Source organism: Clostridiales bacterium, from assembly GCA_015243575.1.
GTDB lineage: Bacteria > Bacillota > Clostridia > Peptostreptococcales > Anaerovoracaceae > Anoxybacterium > Anoxybacterium hadale.
Genome location: CP042469.1, coordinates 3,980,692 through 3,999,984, shown reverse-complemented (window position 1 = coordinate 3,999,984; position 19,293 = coordinate 3,980,692). Strand labels below are relative to the sequence as shown.

At 46.6% G+C, this 19,293-nt stretch carries 17 protein-coding genes and 1 pseudogene; 1 reads left to right on the top strand and 17 read right to left on the bottom strand.

Annotated elements, in window-relative coordinates:
* Positions 1 to 75: 75 nt before the first annotated feature.
* The 4 genes from FRZ06_17605 to FRZ06_17590 form a co-directional block, all read right to left on the bottom strand.
* Positions 76 to 813 carry an amino acid ABC transporter ATP-binding protein gene (locus tag FRZ06_17605; protein QOX65029.1) on the bottom strand — a complete coding sequence of 246 codons (738 nt, stop codon included), beginning with the start codon at positions 811 to 813 and terminating at the stop codon, positions 76 to 78.
* Complete coding sequence (locus FRZ06_17600; protein QOX65028.1) at positions 810 to 1,475, bottom strand: amino acid ABC transporter permease; 666 nt, start codon at positions 1,473 to 1,475, stop codon at positions 810 to 812. The genes FRZ06_17605 and FRZ06_17600 overlap by 4 nt, the downstream gene beginning before the upstream one ends.
* A 12-nt stretch (positions 1,476 to 1,487) precedes the next feature.
* On the bottom strand, positions 1,488 to 2,273 hold the full coding sequence (locus FRZ06_17595) for a transporter substrate-binding domain-containing protein (GenBank protein QOX65027.1): 786 nt from the start codon (positions 2,271 to 2,273) through the stop codon (positions 1,488 to 1,490).
* A gap of 284 nt (positions 2,274 to 2,557) precedes the next feature.
* Positions 2,558 to 3,631: a hypothetical protein gene (locus tag FRZ06_17590; GenBank protein QOX65026.1), complete on the bottom strand. Its 1,074-nt coding sequence runs from the start codon at positions 3,629 to 3,631 to the stop codon at positions 2,558 to 2,560.
* Between the two features lie 179 nt (positions 3,632 to 3,810).
* Between FRZ06_17590 and FRZ06_17585 the strand changes: the two genes are divergently transcribed.
* Positions 3,811 to 4,455: a CvpA family protein gene (locus tag FRZ06_17585; GenBank protein QOX65025.1), complete on the top strand. Its 645-nt coding sequence runs from the start codon at positions 3,811 to 3,813 to the stop codon at positions 4,453 to 4,455.
* Positions 4,456 to 4,515: 60 nt separating this feature from the next.
* Here FRZ06_17585 and FRZ06_17580 read toward each other — a convergent pair whose 3' ends face one another.
* From FRZ06_17580 to FRZ06_17520, 13 genes and pseudogenes are all read right to left on the bottom strand, one after another.
* The gene (locus FRZ06_17580; GenBank protein ID QOX65024.1) at positions 4,516 to 5,826 is read right to left on the bottom strand and encodes a hypothetical protein; all 1,311 of its coding nucleotides are present in this window, start codon (positions 5,824 to 5,826) and stop codon (positions 4,516 to 4,518) included.
* 175 nt (positions 5,827 to 6,001) lie between these two features.
* A complete protein-coding gene (locus FRZ06_17575; GenBank protein QOX65023.1) occupies positions 6,002 to 6,976 on the bottom strand; it encodes an aliphatic sulfonate ABC transporter substrate-binding protein in 975 nt (324 codons plus the stop codon).
* Between the two features lie 26 nt (positions 6,977 to 7,002).
* Entirely contained in the window at positions 7,003 to 7,788 is a 786-nt protein-coding gene (locus FRZ06_17570) for an ABC transporter ATP-binding protein (protein QOX66001.1), read from the bottom strand.
* Positions 7,775 to 8,569, bottom strand: a complete 795-nt coding sequence (locus FRZ06_17565) for an ABC transporter permease (protein QOX66000.1) — start codon at positions 8,567 to 8,569, stop codon at positions 7,775 to 7,777. Before FRZ06_17565 ends, FRZ06_17570 begins: the two co-directional genes overlap by 14 nt.
* A 32-nt stretch (positions 8,570 to 8,601) precedes the next feature.
* Positions 8,602 to 9,234 carry a hypothetical protein gene (locus FRZ06_17560; protein QOX65022.1) on the bottom strand — a complete coding sequence of 211 codons (633 nt, stop codon included), beginning with the start codon at positions 9,232 to 9,234 and terminating at the stop codon, positions 8,602 to 8,604.
* A gap of 186 nt (positions 9,235 to 9,420) precedes the next feature.
* Positions 9,421 to 10,149 (bottom strand): GntR family transcriptional regulator, encoded by a 729-nt coding sequence (locus FRZ06_17555; protein ID QOX65021.1) that lies wholly within the window; start codon positions 10,147 to 10,149, stop codon positions 9,421 to 9,423.
* A 304-nt stretch (positions 10,150 to 10,453) separates the two neighbouring features.
* Positions 10,454 to 11,962: pseudogene (locus tag FRZ06_17550) on the bottom strand (hypothetical protein).
* A 48-nt stretch (positions 11,963 to 12,010) separates the two neighbouring features.
* The gene (locus tag FRZ06_17545; GenBank protein QOX65020.1) at positions 12,011 to 12,964 is read right to left on the bottom strand and encodes a pyrimidine reductase; all 954 of its coding nucleotides are present in this window, start codon (positions 12,962 to 12,964) and stop codon (positions 12,011 to 12,013) included.
* A gap of 10 nt (positions 12,965 to 12,974) precedes the next feature.
* Complete coding sequence (locus FRZ06_17540; GenBank protein QOX65019.1) at positions 12,975 to 14,423, bottom strand: hypothetical protein; 1,449 nt, start codon at positions 14,421 to 14,423, stop codon at positions 12,975 to 12,977.
* A gap of 21 nt (positions 14,424 to 14,444) precedes the next feature.
* Positions 14,445 to 15,473 (bottom strand): zinc-binding dehydrogenase, encoded by a 1,029-nt coding sequence (locus FRZ06_17535; GenBank protein ID QOX65999.1) that lies wholly within the window; start codon positions 15,471 to 15,473, stop codon positions 14,445 to 14,447.
* Between the two features lie 49 nt (positions 15,474 to 15,522).
* A complete protein-coding gene (locus FRZ06_17530) occupies positions 15,523 to 16,311 on the bottom strand; it encodes a deoxyribose-phosphate aldolase (GenBank protein QOX65018.1) in 789 nt (262 codons plus the stop codon).
* A gap of 143 nt (positions 16,312 to 16,454) precedes the next feature.
* Positions 16,455 to 17,408, bottom strand: coding sequence for a riboflavin biosynthesis protein RibD (locus FRZ06_17525; GenBank protein ID QOX65017.1), 954 nt, complete (start codon positions 17,406 to 17,408; stop codon positions 16,455 to 16,457).
* Positions 17,409 to 17,445: 37 nt separating this feature from the next.
* Positions 17,446 to 18,972 carry a uracil permease gene (locus FRZ06_17520; GenBank protein QOX65016.1) on the bottom strand — a complete coding sequence of 509 codons (1,527 nt, stop codon included), beginning with the start codon at positions 18,970 to 18,972 and terminating at the stop codon, positions 17,446 to 17,448.
* Positions 18,973 to 19,293: the final 321 nt, after the last annotated feature.

The following is a 19,293-nucleotide window of genomic DNA, read 5'->3' as shown; positions in this document are numbered from 1 at the left end:
TCGCTTTCATCGTCAAAAAACCCTGCGGCATCAGCTGCGCAGGGTTTTCCTATAATTGGTTTTTTAAATTTTTTGTTATACGGAAAGTACCTTATCTAAAAATCCTCTTGTCCTCGGGTTTTTCGGATTGGTGAAGATTTCTGATGGAGGGGCTTCCTCCTGAATGATTCCTTCATCCATGAAAATAACCCGATCAGCAACGTCCTTTGCAAAGCCCATTTCGTGGGTGACCACTACCATGGTCATTCCCATGGCAGCAAGCTCCTTCATAACGGCCAAAACCTCACCGACCATTTCGGGGTCCAGTGCAGAGGTCGGTTCGTCGAAGAGCATGATGTCAGGCTCCATCGCAAGGGCTCTTGCGATAGCCACACGCTGCTGCTGTCCGCCGGACAGCTGTCTCGGCATTGCGTCGGCCTTCTCAGAAAGGCCTACTCGCTCCAGCAGCTCGAGTGCTTTCTGCTCCGCTTCCTTTTTCGTCTTCAGCTTGAGCTCCAGCGGTGCCATCATAATATTTTCTTTGACGGGAAGGTGCGGAAACAAATTGAACTGTTGAAACACCATTCCGATATGTCTTCTCACCTTGTTGATATCTTCTTTGGAGTCTGTGATGGTAATGTCATCAACAACAATTTCTCCACGGGTAGGCTCCTCTAAACGGTTAATGCACCGCAGCAGAGTCGATTTGCCCGAGCCGCTGGGTCCGATGACACAGACCACCTGTCCCTTCTCAATCTCCAGGCTAATTCCTTTGAGTACCTCCAGGCTTCCGAAGTACTTGTGAAGATTGTTTACAATGATCTGAGCACTCATATCTTCACCTTCCTTTCGACCTGCTTTGCAATAAACGTAAGTATGGCAATCAGTACAAGATAGTACACAGCGACCCAGGTATACGTGGCAAAGGACTGCATGGTACGCCCCTGGTAGATTTTCGCCTGATACATGATATCAGCAAAGCCAATAACCGAAATCAAGGAGGAATCCTTCAGGGTGATGATGAACTGATTGACCAAAGACGGCAGACAAATCCGCAGGGCCTGAGGCAGAATGACCTTTTTCATGGCTTGTCCATGGTTCAGGCCAAGGCTTCTTGCCGCTTCCATCTGCCCTGTATTGACCGCATTAATTGCACCGCGGAAGATTTCCGACATATATGCGCCTGCGTTTAAGGTCAGCGTGATCAGTCCCGCAAGGAACGGTGTCAATCGAACGTCAAATCCCAGAAATTGCATCATCTGAGGGATTGCGAAGAAGATATAAAACACCTGTACCAGCAGCGGAGTCCCTCTGATAAGGCCAACGTATAATTTCGAGATCCAGCCTAACACCGGCTTCTTTGAAAGGGTAAAGAAACAGGATACCAATCCCAGGGCAAATGCGAAAATTAATGCAAGCACCGTCACGGAAATGGTCATTTTAAGCCCAATCAAAAGCAGCGGGTTTAACTCGCCGAAAACTTTACCTAAGTCCATTTTTCTTCCTCTTTATTCTGCAGCGATATACTTGTCTAAAATTGCCTGATAAGTACCGTTTTCTCTGATATTCTTAAGTCCTGCGTTAAACATATCAAGAAGGTCTGTATTCTTTCCCTTCAGGACTGCAAATCCATAAGAGGATCCTTTTTCCATATCAGTAACCATCTTCAGACCGTTGCCCTGTGTGATTCCGTAACCCATAACAGGATAGTCTTCAAAGCAGGCTACTGCATTTCCTGTTTTAACGGTTTCATACATCAGTGGGGATTCATCAAAATATACAACGGTGAAGCCATACTGATCCTTGATGGATTCTGCGAATGTTGCGCCTTCGGTCCCGGTCTTTACCGCAACCTGCTGGCCCTTCAGGTCGCCATAGGATTTGATGGTATCATTGTCAGCCTTGATGGCCATAACAACACCGGAATCATAATAAGCTTCAGAGAAATCATATTTCTGCTGTCTTTCTTCTGTAATACTCATACCGGCGATAACTCCGTCGGTCTGATTGGATTCCAGTGCCGCTACTGCTGCGCTGAAGCCCAATGGATTGAGTTTGTACTCAAAGCCCTGATCTTCTGCAATGGCTGCCAGGATCTCGATGTCGATTCCTACATACTCGCCCTTATCATTCTGGAATTCAAACGGCGCAAAGGTCGTATCGGTTGCGATGTTGAATACCTTTCCTGCATTAGCTCCTGCATCGGACGGATCTTCTGCTTTTCCGCCTCCGCATCCTACAAATAATCCCATAGCCAGTACCATAATCAAGACTACGCTTAAACTCTTTTTCATAATATTCCTCCCCAGATTAAAAATTAGATACAGAACATTATACCTTAAGACCCCCCGGTTACGGAATAGGTTTGTTGAAAAATTGTATAAAATAATACAATTATACAATCGGAGTTAACAATAATTCCCTATCCCAAGGTCAAAAATGGAAAGAAGGGCCGGTGAGGTACCGAAGCCCTTCTCTCTATAGGATTATTCTAGAATTGAGCAATTTGTTGTAATTTTAAAAGCTTAGGAAGTACTGATTTTATGAAGTGTACGCGCACGGAATGGCAGCGGTTCCCTTATACTTCTTCAATGCTTCCGGTTGTACCGTTAATGGAAACAATCCAGTATCCATAAGCGCCTTGATTTTTGTTTTCTTCACCCCAGCTCTGTTCGAAAACATGATCTGCTCCACGAATGGGCTGCCAGTAGGTAAAGCCCGATTTTCCGCCGTCTGGCTGTTCTTCAGATAGAAATCGTCCGGGAATCCCGAAATAAAATCTTGACGCAACTCCGCTTTCATCAGCTTTTGCTCCAAATATGTAGTGTCGATACTGTGTGGCAAAGTAGTGCGCTCCCGGAGATACCATTGGCAGATTGCTTGTATTGTCTATTTTCTTCCATCTGGCTCCTGTCTTATCCTTATCAAAGGGGAATACATCTTCATAAAATTCTGCAACTCTGCAGGTATGTGCGCATGCGTTTAAAATATACTCATTGTAAAAACTATTGTATGTTTTTTTAGTAATGGCTTCATCTTTGGAAGAGACAGCAGCTTCACTGGGGAGCAGATCATCGGAGGTTGCTTCTTTTGCCTGCATTGGTATTTCATTGCCATTCATTGCTTCTTCCACTTCTTCTACAATCTGGTCGATCTGGTTCATGATTTTTTCAAAATCCGTATCTTCTTCTTGCTCATCTTCATCGCTTATCTGAAAAAGTTCGGATTGAAAGGACTCCCCCTCGCTGAGGGTGACCCCCTTTAGCACCGGGTGAAGAGGTTCTTTCTCATCCTTGGTTGAGGCCGCAGCTACAATGGCTGTCGAATAGTTATGGTAAGCATTCCCCTTACCGTCCAAATCTCCCGGCAGAAAGCGGAAGTAGGATTCGCCGTTGCCCTGACGATTGATCACCAGATTTCCAATGGTAGTATGAATGGTCCTCTCGCCTTTTTTTCCGAACAGGATCAGTTTGTATATGTAGTCGCCTTTTTCATAATACTTGAGGTTCTGTACAGTGCAGCGAAGCGCGCCTTTATTATTTCCTGTTTCCACCTTCAGATAGCCCTTGATGGGAGCGGATTCTCTTGCTGCAAACTGATTATTCTGTTCCTCCATCATGACGAAAGAGCGGTTATACTTGACGTAATTCATCCGTTTCCTTCTCCTCCTCCTGTTTGATCCTCATTTCTATCATGTCATTGGCATCACATCATGTTGTCGGCATCACATCATGTCATTGGCATCAGTTGAAATTGCCTTCACAAATTGGTAATATAGATATATGCGATTGGGATTGGTAATATGCAGGAGAAATAGAAAGGGGGACGCATATGTGGTTTGATATTATTATCGCTGCCATTCTTCTAACTTCGGTTATCCAAGGGTATCGGAAAGGGTTCTTTCAGACCTTCATCCATACCGCAGGATGGCTTCTATCAGTGGTTCTGGGCTTTGTCTGGTATCCCCACGTCATCAAGTTCTTGAAAGAAGAAACGGGTCTTTATGGCTCTGTACACGAAAAAATTGCAGAAAGAATTGCAGAGAATACCGGTTCTGCAGCAGATGCTGCCATGACAGGAATCCCGGACATTATCCGTGATATTCTGAACAAGGCAATTGATTCCGCTGCAAACACTATTGCACAGTCGGTATCGGACAGCGTATCAAATTTAATTTTTAGTATCATCGGTTTTCTGGTGATAGCCCTTGCCATAAAGCTGGTGTTTTATATTCTAACCATGCTTTTTTCCAAGGAAAAAAACAAAGGCATCATCGGCGGTATCGACGGGTTTCTCGGAATTTTCGCCGGTGCACTAAAGGGGCTGATTCTGGTTTACATACTACTGGCGCTGTTGGTTCCGGTTTCCAGCCTGTGGGGCGCTGCCTTCCTATCGGAGGGACTGGACGGCTCGATCCTGGGCGGTTATCTATATGATAACAATCTGATATTAATGGCCGTAAAAGGACTGTTTTAACTTGATTCTGCGGGCTGGACCCAGTTGATCTCCAAGACCTTCTCAGTCAAAGCTTGCAGATCAAAGATAAAATGGGACCCCATCCTCACGAAGGGTCACCACATTCGAAAATTCGAGAAATGCTTCCGGATCAAAGGTATGGATAGGGACGATTTCCTTCGGGGATAGTCCCTTGATTACTTTTTTGATGCTGCCCTTGAAGGCATGCCCGCTGGTATGAAGATACCGGTCTGAGAAGCCTTGTGACTTCAGGTAGTTTTCCAGTTTCACCTGAGGGGGCTTATTCCGGTAAGCCTGCCACATGGAATAGACCAGCACCCCATTTCTAAGGCCCATCAGCTTCAGATCGGGAAGCATGGCAGGACGAACCAGCATGACAATCTGCTTCTGCTTTCTTCGAATCATCCAGCGAGAGATTCTTCCTGTTTTGAAACGCTTTCCATATTTGGGGCCTAGAATTTGATCCATTTTCTTTGTAAGCATGAGTGGTGCAAAAACCCGAAGTTCGGGATGCAGAAGCCCAGGGAGAGGGATTGCATTGGTTCCTCCCGTTTTATCTATCTTTTTGATCTCATACAGAAGGTTCGCGGTATAAATGTCCATGACAAAGGTCTTGCCCGCATCGAAAGCTGCTTCGTAAAAGCCAATGATCCGATCGATGCTTTGACTGGTGGGCTGACATAGGACAAGTCCTCTCTCCGTCAAAAGAATCTCCTCAAACTGTGCCTGAAGCTGCTTTTCCGCCAATTCTTTTTCTGCCGTCCGCCCAAGGGTGGTTCCTTCAATAAGCAAAAGATCCGGTTCCTTTGCCGCTTCAGAAAGAAACCGCTCAAAGTAGTCTTGCCGCCTCCCGTGGCCGCGGAAATCTCCGGTATAGGTGATGGTCTTTCCTTCTGCTTTGATTTCAAAAGCGCCAGCACCATATGCAGAATGATCCATGAGAAAGGGCTTCACCGTAAAGTCTCCCACACAAAATGGTTCATACATGGAGATTTGATTCATGTGCCGGCTGCCGAAACCTTCAATAGGAAAGACCAGGCTCATCTCAATGAGTTTTTCCGTGATAGGGGTAAGGAATATAGGGATCTCTGGATGAACGTAGCTCAGGAGTCCGAAGTGGTCGCTGTGGGCATGAGAAATTAAAATCGCGTCAAATTGCGGTTTGTCCCAATGATATAGACCTTTGACATTTGGCAGAATTCCCATTACAAGGAGCTCCTGCCAGGGAAGCTTCACCAGCTTATCATCGATAACCTCTCCTTTATAAAACAGGGGATACCCTGCGTCCAAAAGAATCCGCGTATGTTCTGTCTTTAATTCGATCATGGTTCCGCCGACCTCATGGGTGCCGCGGTATATGGTTATTTGCATTTGACTCCATCACCTCACTATTATTATAGTTGCGCTTTCTGTAAAAAAGAATGGAAATCGAACTTCTTTTGGCTTTAGACGCTCCTGATGTCTTCCGCTCAAAAAAGAGACCCAGTAAAGGGACTTTTTCAAGCGCCTCTATACTGGGTTCATTCTACAGTCTGTATGGATGGATTTATTTCACATCGAGAATCAAGTCGTCGATATTTACATCGTTTTCGATCATATCATTATCAAGCATGAACGTTACGGTTTTTTTCATCGATGCAATATCGCTATCTGTAATCTTTGAGCTGAAGTCATACATCGGGAACATTTCCAGCACCGCATCGGTACTCAGTTCTGTTTCTTTTGCTGTAATATCAATGATTTCATCATAATTATCGTCCATATAGGTCAGTACCTCATTTTGTGCCGCCAGGAACGCACGAACCAGCTCGGGATACTTTTCATAGAACGCATTGCTTGTGGCAGTTACAATGGTAGCGTCCACAAGACCTTTCCCGGTGGTTACCACGGGATAGCCGTCCTTTGCCAGATTATATGCCGCCGGACCTGCCTGAAGAGCGCAGTCAACCTCCCCTGCAATGAGTGCCGCTTGCGATTCTGGAATCCCCATGGAAATGAATTCTACATCCTTCTCCGTCAGCCCTTCGGTCGCCAGATAGGATACCAACAGCTCGTGAAGGATGGTTCCCTTGGGTCCTGCAATTTTCTTGCCTTTTAGATCCGCTGCTGACTTGATGCTATCATCCTTGGCAAAGAGGCGGAAGGCCTCCGGTGAGCGGCTGTACATGCTAACGATTTTGATATCCCCTCCGTTCGATGCAGAAAGGATTGCCGAAGTAGCGCCAACGGCGTTGAGGAATTGAATATCTCCAGAAGCCAGAGCCTGGGTCTGTTCAGGTCCTGTTGTCAGATTGGAATATTCCACAGCAAGTCCATAATCGCTAAAGTTTTCAGCAAAAATGCCTTTCTCTTTCTCTACGATAGACGGAACATTCAGCGGTGACTTTACATAGGTCACAACGACTTTATCCATGTCATATGTTTTTACAGTCTCCCCCTCCTCTGCAGCTTTTGCGCCGCATCCGGCAAGCAGAGTGAGTGTTAAGAAACAACTTAATGCTAAGACAACTATTTTTTTCATCTTTCTTCTCCTATTTCTATAATTCTTCAGAGCCTTTCCAATAGGTCTCTCTTGATCTCGATCAGCTCGCCTGACAGCAAGTCTCTTGGGTAGGGGCATGGCGAGAGATCATATTCTCCTCTCACGTTTCCTTCTCCCAGAACGACGATCTTCTGCGCAAGCAACAGGGCTTCATCAATACTGTGGGTAACAAAAACGGTGAGCTTACGGCTCACAGAATCAATCCGAAGCAATTCCTGCTGCATGGTTTCCCGTGTAAAATGATCCAAGGCAGCAAAAGGCTCGTCCATGAGAATTAATTCTGCATCATATGCCAGGGCTCTTGCCAGAGAAACACGCTGCTGCATTCCGCCGGAGAGTTGATTCGGATAGGCCTTCTCAAATCCCGTAAGACCCACTGTATCAATCAAGGTTTGTATGTTCTCCTGGTGAATCTCATGCTTTTTTTGCCCAAAGATAATATTCTTCCAAACGGTAAGCCAAGGCATCAGACGAGGTTCCTGAAAGACCATCCCGATCTTTTTCTCGGGCTGTGGTGTTTGGCTCCTTGCCCTCTGTTTTTGCCCGTCTTGCCGATACCTTGGACTTCCTATTCTATGAATCCCGCTGCCCGGTATCTGGATTTCACCTTGGTCCATAGTTTCAAGTCCTGCTAAAATCCTGAGCAATGTGGTTTTCCCACAGCCACTTTTCCCCACAATGACGGTGATCCCCTTCTCTCCTAAGGTCAGATTTAAGCCCGTAAGGACCGGTACCTCCCTGCCAGATACGGCGAAGCTTTTATGCAGGTTTGTTATTTTAACTCCAGCTATCATAAACACCCCCATGTGCGAGCTTCCTGATGGCTCGTGAGAACAGCTGGTCACAGCAATATCCCACAATTCCGATTACGAAAATCCCCACAATTACCTTGTCCGACCGAGACATTTGCTGGGAATCCAAAATCAGATATCCTAGTCCGCTTGCGGCAGCAATCATTTCTGCTCCGATGATTGCCCGCCAGCTGTAACCCAACCCGACTCTCATTCCAATCAAAATATCAGGAATTGCATTGGGAAGCATAATGCGGGCGAACTTTTGCCAAGGAGTGAAGTTCAACGAGGTGCCTACCTCCAGAAGCTTTGGATCACAGGATGCAAGACCCTTCTTTATATTGAGAAACATTGGAAAGAAGGAAGCCAGCACGATGATAATAATTTTGGACGTCTCACCAATGCCAAACCATAAAATTAGGAGGGGAATCAAACTGAGCGGGGGAACATTCCTCATAAACTCCACGATATGATTATAGTAGGCCGATGCTGACGGCTTGATTCCTGCCAGTATGCCCAAGCAAAAGGCGAGAAAAAACGCAATCCAAAACCCGGTAAACACCCGTAAAAAGCTATCCCAGATATGGATAAAGAGCACTCCCGACTTTACCATGACAAGAAAGGCAATCCAGACTCGTTCCGGTGATGGTAGTACGTAACTGCTCCAGATACCTGTTTTACTGACTGCAAACCAAAGGATTAGAATCCCTAGGGTAACCGCCCAGGATTTACACCGGTCTCGCCATTGACTACCCTTTCCCAATCTGCTGACAGCTCTCATTCGGTCATGGGTTTTCATTTCTCCGCGGTTCTTCACTCGGCAGGCACCTCCTCCAATATCCCATCCCCATTGTGGCACCCCTCTTCACAATAAAGGGCCTCTATCAGCTTTATGTTCTTATGCTTCTGCTCCAAAAAAAAAGCATCGAACTTTTTATGGGAGGACAGGGTGTAAACATCCTTACCGAATTCATCAAAGAAACCAGGTGGAATGGGGCTTTTCTCAAGTGCTTTCCGCTTGAGCGTGATGCCATGATCCTGCACAAACTCATTCCATGTTTGGAAGGTCGTGGCAGCAAGTCCAAGGCCATCGCCCAGCTGCTTCAGCGCAGCACAAGGTGTCGTAACGGTTAGAACATCCCCACTTCTGGCAAACCGCTCCTGTAATTCCAAGGCACAATGAATCAGGATTGGCTGAATCGGTGGAAAGAGGAGCTCAGGCTGATCAAACCGCTCCTTTATGTAATCTGCCGCCATGGGACATCGCATATCGACGACACAGCCGCTGGCGCCAGCAATTGCTGTGCGATATTTTTCCCTGACAAGCCCAATGTGGTTTCCCTGACATTGAACTGGAAGAAAGCCCTGTTCTCTGACGGCTTGATCAAGCTCCTCCCACTCGTAAAGTGCGGCAGAAACCGGATTGATCCATAAATAATTTGTCATAGCCCCTCCAATCTTTTGTGCTTGACTCTTTGCCTTTTGTTTTATAGAATGCACGCTCGTAGTTAGCGTTCACTAACCACTTTACCAAAGATATCCCCCGCTGTCAACCGGACTTCTGTAAGTCAGCAGCTACTTATCATTTACTTTCTATGCAAATTCTATTTATATTCCACTTCCGGAGTAACTCTATTTATATTCCACTTCCAGCATATATTGGTCACTTCGATAAATGCTGTAGGACAGTTCAATAGGTGTATCCGATCCATCATAAGCCAACCGCTGGGTCACCAAAACAGGAAAGCCTTCTGGAATCTTCAGCAGGGTGCTGGTTTCCTCATCAGCCGCCTTCGCTTCTACTGTATCTTTTGCCCGTACGATCTCAACCTGGCAATCGTTTCTCAAGCTGGAATACAACGCTTTCTCACTAAAATCAATCTCCATCAGAGATTGGCTTACTCTGCTTGTAAGGTAAGCTTCCTGAACGACGATGGGTTCGTTATTTACCTCGCGAAGGCGTTTTAAATACAGCACTTCTGAAGTCACGGGAATGTTCAGAAGCTCTGCAACGCTTCGTGCAGGCAGAATCATTTTCTGCTCCATCACCGTCGTGGAAACCTTAAAACCTTTTTGCATCATTGAGTCATTAAAGCTCAGACCCTTTGAAAGACTTCCTTCCTTTCTCATCTTGCTGACAAAAGTTCCGTTTCCCTGAACTCTTGTGAGATACTCACGATTGACGAGCTCCAGCAGGGCTTTATTTACCGTCATTCGGCTTGTTCCGAATTGTTCTGCCAGTTTATCCTCTGCAGGAAGTTTGTCTCCAGCCTTATATTCTCCACTGATAATCTTATTGTAAATGGCCTCTCGAATCTGTAGATAAAGAGGCGCTTTCTTGAAATCGCTTTCGTTCATCATTTGGTACCCAATCCCTCCAAAATAATCGTTCTGCTTTGGCTGCCAATATTATCAGCTATTATAGCATACGTCGGCAAATTTGTATATACGTCTATATCATACCTGCATGGCAGTATGCTCCATATTTAAAACTGTACAGGGGCCTGTGCATGCTTGCACAGACCCCTATACAGTTTTTGCGTTTTGCTGGCTCACCGTTGCCGTTTCTTCTTTTCCTAAGGAAACATTAGGCTTCCTGCACGCTCCTGATTTCTTCTTCAGGCTGCAGGCCCGGCATATTTTTGCTGAGGATCTTAATGATTATAAATGCGACCGCGAAAGCAAGATAGGTTCCGGTGTACAACGGTGCAGCATTGAATTCCACATTTGCACCATGAATCAATCCCACAAAGGAGCAGGCACTGGCAACTAAGAATGTCACCGATGCATTGATCCATTTTCTATCAATCATAAAGATAATGACGCAGGCGAAGATGATAGCAATGAGCATAGAGCCCTTTGACATATCAAAATATCCGTTTGCAACCCCTGCTTTTGCCAAGTATGACGAATTGACCGCAACACTGCTCACATCGAAATCAATCCCCCCTGAGGTTAAGGCATCTCCAATGGCATTGGAAGCGGCAGAAATCCCGTTGGATACTTTTCCGTAGATCAGTTCAAAGATGGGAATAGCAGTTGCCACAATCATAGCAGGATAGTACTTCTTTTCCACAACTTCGAATGCCTGCGCACCGGTCATAATTGCCACGAATACCAGCAGCACAAGGGTAGCGCTGGATGGAATGGCTGATGTTGCTATGGCTACCAGTCCTGTTACACATAAGATCAAATAGATGGCCCCCGTAAATAAGGGGTAGGATGCACCTGCCTTTGCCTTTTTCCACGCAGGATGCCCCCAGTACATATTAACAGGGAACGGGTTTCCAAAGAGAGTACCGATAAAATTACAAAGGCCCGTTGCAAGGAGAGAAGTTTTCTGATCAAATTTCTCTCCGCTCTGCACTGCCTGCTCCAGCCCCTGCAACAACGCAGTCACATCAGAGAAGGCAAAGGCCAGAATCAGCGGTAAAAACGCAAGCGCACCCTGGAATGCTTCCCCACCCAGAAGCCCAATCTGAGGCAGCGGAATATAAAGTCCTGTGGTTGCAAAGGAAGCCATAAATGTCTCGGGCTTCATTACGCCCGTCACCCAGGCTACAATGGTTCCCAGTCCTACTGCGATAAACGCGGGGGAGAAAAATTTGGGTTTAATCTTTCCAAAGTTAAAGAACAAGAGAACAAACAGTGTGACTAGGATAATCAGTGGATGCGCGAAACCGTCACCCATTGCTCCGATGAGCAGATATGCCATGGAGCCTCCCACAACGCCTCCCAGCATCGCCTGATTCGGTACATGCTTCATGATAAATTTGATGATAAATGCAAAGGCGATAATGATAACCGAATACAGGATATTTACATTTACCGCTACCTTCCAGGCGTACAGCGCATCTCCAGAAGCGAAATAAGTAGGCATCATAATGGCAAACAGCCACACAAAGAAGGTTCCTCCGCTTACGCCTGCAGGCATTGCGGTAATTTCAGGATTGCCCATCTTTCGACCCAGGTATCTGGCATAAAACGTATTAAACGCCAAAAGCAGAAACGCCGTAAAACCGATAGAAGATACAATTTTTCCAAAAATAATATCATTGGGCATGGCCATTACACCGCTGAGGATGCTTACCCCAACGAGAATCTTGGTGAATCCGTCAAAGAATACACCGATGGTTGCGTCTACATCTCCGCCCTTAAACCAGGCGATCTGCATTTCCTTGTTTTCTCCTAACATATCTTTTCTCCCTTTCCTAATAATAATTTAGATAAACTCATAATTGAATTTGTATCTGAAATAAGCAAAGTACTCATTGAAGATATGAATTGACATTAGCTTCGTATGGGGGTGTGCTTCTGCGGAAAAGCCTTGGTCTGCCTTTCCCAGTGTCATGGTATCCCCGCCTCCGATGTATACTCCCGAAATATTTAGGAAGAATTCATCCATCATTTTCTGTTTCACCAAGTAATTGCCGTAACCGGGTGATTCGATTAAAAGGCGGTTGATTCCAATTCCCTTTAGAATCCTCATGGACTCTGTCGTATCCGGGAAACCCTCGCTACCGGTTACCAGAATCGGCAATACGCCGGGCACTGCTCCCTGTATCTTTTCTCTGATCAACTCCGCAGGCTCTTGTCCTGAAACCGTAAGAAAATCTCCTTTGTAAGCAGAGCGAACATGGTTCATGCCTGCCGGAGACGTGATCATAAGTACCGGAACCTTTTCATTTGCCAGCAGCGTATGATCCAAAGGTACATCAGTGGCATCAAGGGTCATGATGATATTCAGAGGAACCCTTGAAAGGCCTGCCTTGATACGATCCTCTTCAATATCCGCATCCATGCAGTGCATGGAATAGTCGGGGTCTGTCCCCATGGAGTTTCCTCCAATGAGTGCCGCATCGCAGACACCCCGCAGCGCGTTCAAAATCCAGAAATCTGTATCTTTTCCTGCTCCCGCCAGCTGATTCTTTCCGGCAACATAAAACGCACTTGGCTTATCTGCGTAAGCCAATTTCCCGTCGATGGAAGATACAAACGAGGAAAAAAGGTAGGGTCTGTCTTCCCGGTTCTCAGGAAACCGGAGTTCATCGCCATATACCTGCTTTATCTTCTCAGAGGGAACCGGAAGGTCTATGTAATGTGCGAGCTCCTGACTCTGATAGACAGATCTGATTTTTATTTTTTCCGCGTCAAACGGAATCATAGGTAAACTCATAATTCCTCCTCTACTCCTGAATTTTATCGATTTCGGAATCAAGCTCCATGAGTCTTTCTCTTAATTCCTGATACTTATCATAAAGCGCGTGATACTGTCTGGCCTTTGCCTCATCAGGCTTAACCGCAATGCTGTCGCTGAGCCAGCTTTTTTCCAGCGTGTCGTAACGTTCGATCAGCCCGCTTCCGTAGCCTGCCAGAAATGCGATTCCAAGCGCCGTGGAGCTTTTGGGATTATAGTAGAGCTCCCGCCCGATTACATCGGAAAACAGCTGGCAGATTTCCCTTGCATTTGTTCCGCCTCCGAACATGTTGATCCTGCGAATGGGTAGATCAAGGCCGGAAATATTATACCTTGCATTGTAAGCAATTCCCTCCAGCATAGCATGGTAGAGATGGAATTGGCTGTGGCACCCTCTGTATCCCAGCATAAATTCTGCATCTGGACCAAAGAAAGACGCCTCAGTTTGCAGCTTGTAATGAGGAAAATACCAAAGTCCCTCTGAGCCCGGCGGGATCTCTTCCAGATGACTATTGAGCGCCTCCCAGCTGTCGTACCCCAGATTATTTCGTAGATGCAAAATGCTTTCGCCAAAGGAGAAGATTCTGCCTGTAAAGTGACCTTTTCCTTCCCCGTAATGCGGTATGGTGATGTATTGCTCCGGAGAATTTTCAGCATAGATCGACGTACCGGAGGTGCCCAGATACAGCATAAAGTGCCCTGCGTTATATGCGCCTCCTCCCAGCATCGATGCGAACGTGTCACCCACACCCACAATTACCTTTGTGTCCTGAGAAAGTCCTGTTTCTTCGGCTGCAGCTTCACAAATCTGCCCATTGACTTGGCTTGCCGGATATACATCTGGGAACAAATATGGCTCCAACCCGAATTCTCTGATTGTTCCTTCATCCCAGCCCAGCGAGCTCTCCCGGAACAGTCCGCCTGCCATAGTTGCCGAATCATAGTCCATGGTCGCATGTTCCGTCAATTTGAATCCTATGTATCCGTGGGGCACCATAATCTTATGAATTCGCTTGAAGGCTTCCGGTTCATGCCGCTTCACCCATAGAATCTTGGGGAGCATGTGGCCATGAGAGATTTTGCAATCCAATTTCTCATTGATTTCCCGGAGCTCTTTCTCAGCGCGAACATCGGTATGCAAAATCGCATTCCTCACCGGGTTTCCACCGTAATCCACCGCGCACATGGCAGGAATCAGACCCGTAACGCCGATTGCTTTAATCTGATCTTTTTCTATACCCGCAAGGCCAAGAAAGTACGCCGCCGCCGCCTTAAATTCTTCCCACCACATGGTCATGCTTTCTTCCTGCCATCCCGGATGCTTTATCTCTATGGCGTGCTCCATCTGACACTTCGCAATAATCGTTCCGCTCAGATCTGTCAGCACTGCTTTCGAGCTTAAGGTCCCAATATCAAAACCCATTAAATAGCGTTTCATATCCACATCCCTTTCTTTTGGCTAATCCATGAGAACAACAGGCCTGTAGGAAGACGTGTTCCGGGCTTCCACCAGCGCATCCTCTAGATTGTCAAAGGGGAACTGCGAGGTGATCAGACGGTCAAGAGGCAGGTCTCTTGCTCCAAGCAGTTCAACTGCTACCCGGATGGTTTCCTTTGTATGCTTTGTGACACCTGTTATGGTGATCTCCTTATAATGGAACCATTTGGGATCTACGGTAAAGCTGTCTTCCGCACTGGTTCCTCCGTAAATGACCAGGGTTCCTCGAATCGCAAGTGCTCTGATGGCACCCTCGATTGCCGCTTTTCCACCGGCTGTAAAAAATGCTTTCTCAACGCCACGTCCGCTGGTAATTGCTTTTATTTCGGCCTCCAGATTTTGATTGATGGGGTCAATCACATAATCCGCACCAAATTCCAACGCCTTCCCCCTTCTGGTGTTTTCCGGTTCACTGACGATGACCTTGAGTCCTCTCTGTTTTGCCAAAAGAAGGTGGATAATACCCATGGCTCCCCCGCCGCAGACTAGTGCATAATCTCCTACCTGCACACAGGCTGCATTCAGACTTAGCGTTACGCAGGCCAGCGGCTCTGCCAAAGTTCCTCTGGCAAAGGGAATCTCCTTGTCAATTTTGTAAACCTCGTATCCTTTGGCAATGAATTTCTCCGCAAATCCGCCCGGGCCGGAGGCTCCGGGTATTTTTTGTACATCAGCTGCATTTTCACACTGGTTGTCATAGCCTCTCCTGCAGTAATAGCATTCACCGCACCGGGTCAGGCTGAGTACTGCAACTTTGTCCCCCACCTTTAAATCCTGTGCCACCTTGCTTCCAATCTTTTCTACAACACCGCAGATTTCGTGACCTCCCGCAAATGGGAAGCCCCTGGACTTCCCATAATAGAAGCCCTGTTCAAAGGTGCAGATTCCAACAGCCTTTATGGCAACCAGCACTTCATCCTCCTGCATTTGCGGAAGCGTAACCTCGGCAAACTCAATCTTGCCGGCTTCCGGCATAATTGCCGCTTTTATTGTTGTTCCTTCATTCATTATAGCTCCTCCTTTCGTCACATCTGTTTTCCTATCTCCCTGTCTTCAGGATCTCATATGCCTCTTCTACAGAAGCATTCTTATGTATGATTGCAGCCAGCGCTTTTGTCATGGAAACCGTATTTCCGCTTCCCCATATGTTTCTTCCGATGGCAACACCACTTGCGCCAGCGTCCATGGCCGACCGGATTGACCCTAAAAACTCCTTCTCATCCTTTGTCTTGGCTCCTCCCAGCACTACCAGCGGGACAAAGGTTTCATCAACAACCCGTTCAAACCCCGGCGCGTATCCGACTTTCATGAAATCGCAACCGATTTCGCAGGCAATTCTGGCTCCCCTTGCAATATTGTCCAGGGTTTTAAAGTCAGGACCGGCGTCAAAGCCTCCGGGAACCGGCTCAGAGCACACCGGCATTCCAATGCTGTCACAGTATGCAATTGCCTGCGCAAGTTGGGGATATGTAATTTCCTCAACACCGACTCCCTGCCCAACATTGACCATTACTGCATCGGCGCCCAGGTGCATGGCATAGTCAGCATCGAAAACGAGCCTGCTGTCGTGCCCTTTGCCCATATAGGTGGGCGGCAGATCCAGTCTTGCAATATACCCCAGCGGTGCCAGTTCTTTGGCAAAGGCTCTTGCCACTCCGAAATTACACAGTACTGCGTCTGCACCTCCCGCGGATATTTTCTCAATGGTCTCTCCGGGATGTTCCAGCCCTTCTGCCGCCCCGTTGTAGGTTCCATGGTCAATGGCAACGATCAGGGTTTTTCCATCCTCCTTAAAAATGTGATTCATTCTCCTCACTTTCAAATTCATCTTCTTTCTCCTTTCTGCCTCTCAGTGGTTTTCATAGTCTGTTTATCGAGTAACTCCGCTTTACGCGGTTCCTCTGTTTGTCGAATTGATCTGTTTGAAGCCAACTTTCCAGATCTGTTTGACGCCAACTTGTTAGATTGGATTTATTTTGCCCCGTAAAGCATTTTGTGGCGCGTATAGACGAAGTGCGGGCTGTGCATGTGGATGGATAGAATTTCGCTGTGTGGATGATCCGTGGACGGGAAGGAACTCCCTAAGGTTCCGATGCCTGTAGCCTGCCCCCCTACAAAAACACAGGAAGTATTGATAAATATCTCATCCAGCAGCGCTTTCCTCATTAGATGGTGGCAATAGGTTGGTGACTCAACCAACACTTTTCCCATGCCCATTGCGCGCAAAATCTTCAGCAGTTCCTGTGAATCCGTATCCCATCCTTCTCCCGTGACTGCGACTGCTGTTTTTCCATGGTTCGCTGCAATCAATCCGGCAATGGTTTCATTGTCCGATGCACTGCCTGCAAGATTAATCAGGTAGTATTCACCGGGAATCTCTGCTTCAAGATTTTTAAATCCCTCCGGAGAGGTGTTAATCAGAATCGGGACTTCCTCGCACCGAAATACAGGATTCCCAAAGGGAATGTTTTTTCCTGTGGTGGTAACGATGACAGTCCAGGGTGCTGCGGGTTTTCCATTTTCCAATCTGGCATCCAGCAGATCAGGATCATATGCGCTCCCTGAATAATCCGGCTCCTTAATCAGTGTGCCACTTCCGATAATAATTCCGTCACATGCTGCACGAAGCAGGTTCAAAACCCAGAAATCTGCAAAAGCGCCGTCCGGATCAAAGCGGTTTGTTTTTGCAATCAACGGCCCTACTTCATTATCTTCAAATGCAATCTTGCCGTCTACGGACATAACATAAGATGCATAAGTTATTGGGCGATCCTGCGGAACGGGTCCGAACAGAAACTTACCATATACCCGGTCAACCTTACCGCATTTCAGTCCTACATGAGAATCACTACCATCAGCTACATTGTCAAATAGCCTTTTCAAGCAGATGATTTCCTCATTAAATTCTACTTTTGGTATTGCCATGTCTTATTCCTCCTTCTTCTTGTTAAAATCTTTTCCTTCAGACGTCCATGTGCTCTTCTCTTCTCCCGATAACAAGGCATATCATTGCGATTGCCAGGTAGACTGCAGCAAGCACACCTCCCTTTGGAGGCAATAACTGCAGCTGCTCACTGTGAATAAAACCAATTGCGGACAATGCCGACAGAAAAGCCCCTGTAAGGCCCGCAAGTACAAAATTCCTCTCATATACATAGGCAATCCAGACCGCGTACAAGAGACTTGACGCAAAGGCGCCATAGGAAAGCACTTGTATGGAGGACAGCATTACGCTTGCATCTAAGAAAGCGCTCATACCAATTTCCTGGACGCTGGTTCCTGCCACCGCAAGCACATCGTTTACAATGTTATTGATATACTGGGCAAGGATGGGAAACAGTGAGATAAAAATCACGCCGCTGTATTCCCGTTCCAGATTATCTGCTACCTCCGAGGCCACGGTCAGGCCGATAAACACGAGCAGTACAACAATCACTTCGTATGGAACAATCTGCAATATGATGAGCGGAAGTCCAAGAAAGCAAGTGATATAGGTGCATCCCATCAGAAGAACATATCCGCTCCTTGCCTCAATCTTCTTCCAACCCATATGTCCGTAGTATACCGTCGTAGGAAACGGGCTGCCGGTAACGGAGGACAGGACTGTGGTTATGCCATCCAGTACCATACTGCGCTTCAATGGGTATGCGTCTCCTATAATTGCGGCACCCTGAACCGCCTGCATTGTCGCAATGAAGTTTGCAATCTGGAGCGGAATCACAATGGAAAGGTACGGCCCTATCTTACCCAAGCCAACAAGGATATCAGAAAAATATACTGAGGGCAGATACAAATGAAAAAATTGAAGAGATTCCTTCATGCTGCTGACACTGCAATAGCCTGTTATCCATGCAAGCGCTGAACCTGCTAAAAGAATGGTCAGCGTATTGGGGACGCCCCTCAGGAAGGGCTTTTTCATCTTAAACGCTAAAATAATGAGAAACAGCGGCAAGACTCCGATTTCAGGGGCTTGAAAAACTGTAACAAATCCGTTAAAGGAGAGCCAGATCAGAGCTCCCGCGGCCATGTTGCCAAGCAATGCCGAGTCAGGTATGTATTGCACCAGAATTCTGCTGATAAATGCTCCTGCGATTTCAATGAGGCCCCCGACAAAGCATGCAGCAAGGGCGATCTGCCATGCGGCATTAGCATCACCGGTCTGTCTGTAGATGGGAACCAAAATCAGAAAAAGCCAGGCAAAGACCTGAGTGGAACTGATTCCGAAAGGCAATGCCGTAACGTCAAACCGATTTTCCTTTCTGCCCAGAAAGTATGCCTCACAAAAATAAATGAAACATCCAATCAGGGACCCAACTCCGATACCCGGCAGAATCTTTCCCATCACCACTTCAACGGGAAAACCTTCTGCAAAATACAGGACACCCACAATTGCTGCAATCTTTGAAAAGACATCACCAAACAATCCGAAAAAGGCTTCCCACTCACCCTTACCAAAATAAGGGTTTCTCAGCAATCTTAATCCAATCATAACTTCTCCCATTTTTGTACGATGATAAAATTCGTTCTTCCGCATTACCTGCGAAAAAGCTATATCTGTTGGTCTGTAAATATAACAGGACAGGAGATTTATTTGTATATACGTATATAAGTATATACGCATTATACGTTCCTATTTCATTTCTGTAAATACCCGAAATGAAAATAAACAAAAAAAGATGCAGCTCCCAGCTTGTTGACGCTGCCTTTCCGCTATGGTATGATTGCAGAAAAAAACTGCAGAATGCAGCATAGAAAATAAACGTTTATGAACGCATACATGTTTTCAAGCCGATTCGCGACTTTAACAATC

What these genes read in the sequence shown, in the direction of transcription:
- FRZ06_17605 (QOX65029.1), bottom strand. Translation starts at nt 813, where the DNA reads ATGAGTGCTCAGATCATTGTAAACAATCTTCACAAGTACTTCGGAAGC.
- FRZ06_17600 (QOX65028.1), bottom strand. Translation starts at nt 1,475, where the DNA reads ATGGACTTAGGTAAAGTTTTCGGCGAGTTAAACCCGCTGCTTTTGATT.
- FRZ06_17595 (QOX65027.1), bottom strand. Translation starts at nt 2,273, where the DNA reads ATGAAAAAGAGTTTAAGCGTAGTCTTGATTATGGTACTGGCTATGGGA.
- FRZ06_17590 (QOX65026.1), bottom strand. Translation starts at nt 3,631, where the DNA reads ATGAATTACGTCAAGTATAACCGCTCTTTCGTCATGATGGAGGAACAG.
- FRZ06_17585 (QOX65025.1), top strand. Translation starts at nt 3,811, where the DNA reads ATGTGGTTTGATATTATTATCGCTGCCATTCTTCTAACTTCGGTTATC.
- FRZ06_17580 (QOX65024.1), bottom strand. Translation starts at nt 5,826, where the DNA reads ATGCAAATAACCATATACCGCGGCACCCATGAGGTCGGCGGAACCATG.
- FRZ06_17575 (QOX65023.1), bottom strand. Translation starts at nt 6,976, where the DNA reads ATGAAAAAAATAGTTGTCTTAGCATTAAGTTGTTTCTTAACACTCACT.
- FRZ06_17565 (QOX66000.1), bottom strand. Translation starts at nt 8,569, where the DNA reads ATGAGAGCTGTCAGCAGATTGGGAAAGGGTAGTCAATGGCGAGACCGG.
- FRZ06_17560 (QOX65022.1), bottom strand. Translation starts at nt 9,234, where the DNA reads ATGACAAATTATTTATGGATCAATCCGGTTTCTGCCGCACTTTACGAG.
- FRZ06_17555 (QOX65021.1), bottom strand. Translation starts at nt 10,149, where the DNA reads ATGATGAACGAAAGCGATTTCAAGAAAGCGCCTCTTTATCTACAGATT.
- FRZ06_17545 (QOX65020.1), bottom strand. Translation starts at nt 12,964, where the DNA reads ATGAGTTTACCTATGATTCCGTTTGACGCGGAAAAAATAAAAATCAGA.
- FRZ06_17540 (QOX65019.1), bottom strand. Translation starts at nt 14,423, where the DNA reads ATGAAACGCTATTTAATGGGTTTTGATATTGGGACCTTAAGCTCGAAA.
- FRZ06_17530 (QOX65018.1), bottom strand. Translation starts at nt 16,311, where the DNA reads ATGAATTTGAAAGTGAGGAGAATGAATCACATTTTTAAGGAGGATGGA.
- FRZ06_17525 (QOX65017.1), bottom strand. Translation starts at nt 17,408, where the DNA reads ATGGCAATACCAAAAGTAGAATTTAATGAGGAAATCATCTGCTTGAAA.
- FRZ06_17520 (QOX65016.1), bottom strand. Translation starts at nt 18,972, where the DNA reads ATGATTGGATTAAGATTGCTGAGAAACCCTTATTTTGGTAAGGGTGAG.